This window comes from Methylobacterium sp. J-048 (assembly GCF_022829515.1).
Taxonomy (GTDB): Bacteria; Pseudomonadota; Alphaproteobacteria; order Rhizobiales; family Beijerinckiaceae; genus Methylobacterium.
This window is the reverse complement of sequence record NZ_JAKSYL010000060.1, coordinates 1-1336: the sequence shown is the minus strand read 5'-3', so window position 1 is coordinate 1336 and position 1336 is coordinate 1. Positions and strand designations below refer to the sequence as shown.

General features: G+C 66.1%; 1 protein-coding gene. It reads left to right on the top strand.

Features of this window, described 5'->3' with window-relative positions:
* Window positions 1-74: 74 nt before the first annotated feature.
* A complete protein-coding gene (locus tag MKL09_RS03585) occupies window positions 75-1139 on the top strand; it encodes an HD-GYP domain-containing protein (RefSeq protein ID WP_244018028.1) in 1065 nt (354 codons plus the stop codon).
* The last annotated feature ends 197 nt before the right edge of the window (window positions 1140-1336 follow it).

The following is a 1336-nucleotide window of genomic DNA, read 5'->3' as shown; positions in this document are numbered from 1 at the left end:
GCGTTCCGGATGCCGTTCGGCCCGCTGACCTTCAACGAGCGTGTGATCCTCTGACGACAGACGATGGATAGGCGATGGGCGAGCTTCTGCTGATCACCGACGACATCCATCGCGGCCGACGTCTGGCCCGCGATCTCGGCGCGTTCGGTTCATGCCGGATCCACGATCTTTACGACGAGGCGACGCCGTCCCGCGGCGCCGGTCTGATCGTCAGCGATGTGGAGGGCCTGAACTCCGAGGCGCTCGTGCTCATGCGCCGCATCCTGGAGCGGGTGCGCGACGAGGGCATGCCGTATCTCTTCCTCGTCCACGGCAACGTCGCCCGCGCCGAAGCCCAAGCCCGGATCCTAGGCGCGACCGCGACGCTCCCCGTCAACGCCTCGGCTCGCCTCGTCACCGACAAGCTCGCCCAGATCAGTGGGCAAACCCGATCGATTGCGACAGGTGAACGGCAGGCGGTCCAAGCCAGGCAGTTCTTCGCGGAGACGTTCTTCTCGGGCCGAGCGATCACCATCGCGGTAGCGGACACCGGCACCGAGCTGATCATCCAGGCCATCCGGGACGTCGGCATCCACGATTGGGTGCAGGCAGTCCAGCGCTTCGACGACGTCACTCACCAGCACTGCCTGCTCGTTGCCGGCCTCGCCGCAGCGTTCTCCGGGACCCTCGGTTTCGGTGCCGCCGACCGTCATCATCTCGCAAAAGCCGCTCTGCTGCACGACGTCGGCAAGACGAAAATCCCGACCGCGATCCTGAACAAGCCGGGCAAGCTCGACGTGGCCGAAATGGCGGTGATGCGTACCCATCCGGCAGAGGGGTACGCCATGCTCGTCAACGGCGGCTTCGACGCGTCCCTGCTCGCGGTCGTGCGCTCGCACCACGAGATGCTCGACGGCTCGGGCTACCCGGACGGGCTGAGGGGAGCCGAGATCCCTGACCTGGTCCGACTGGTGACGATCTGTGACATCCATGCGGCGCTGATCGAGCATCGGCCGTACAAAGCCGCGATGGACGCGGCGCAGGCCTACGCCATTCTGGACGGCATGGCGGGACGGCTCGACGCGGATCTCGTGCGCGCGTTCCGGCCCGTGGCGGTGGCATTCGATCCCGCCGCGAAGACCCTGGTCCATTCGAGCTGATAGCGTTCTGGAAAAATAACTCGGGCTACTGCACGTGGAGGGTGAGCTTCATCTTTGGGTGGATGCCGCACTGGATGATGAAGTCGCCGGGCTCCTTGAGGGTCAGCGTCGCCTGCTTGCCGGGTTCCTGGTCGCCGGCGTCGAACGCGAAGCGATCGGCCTCGATGAAGGGGTGGTGCACCGCGCTGTCGTCGCCG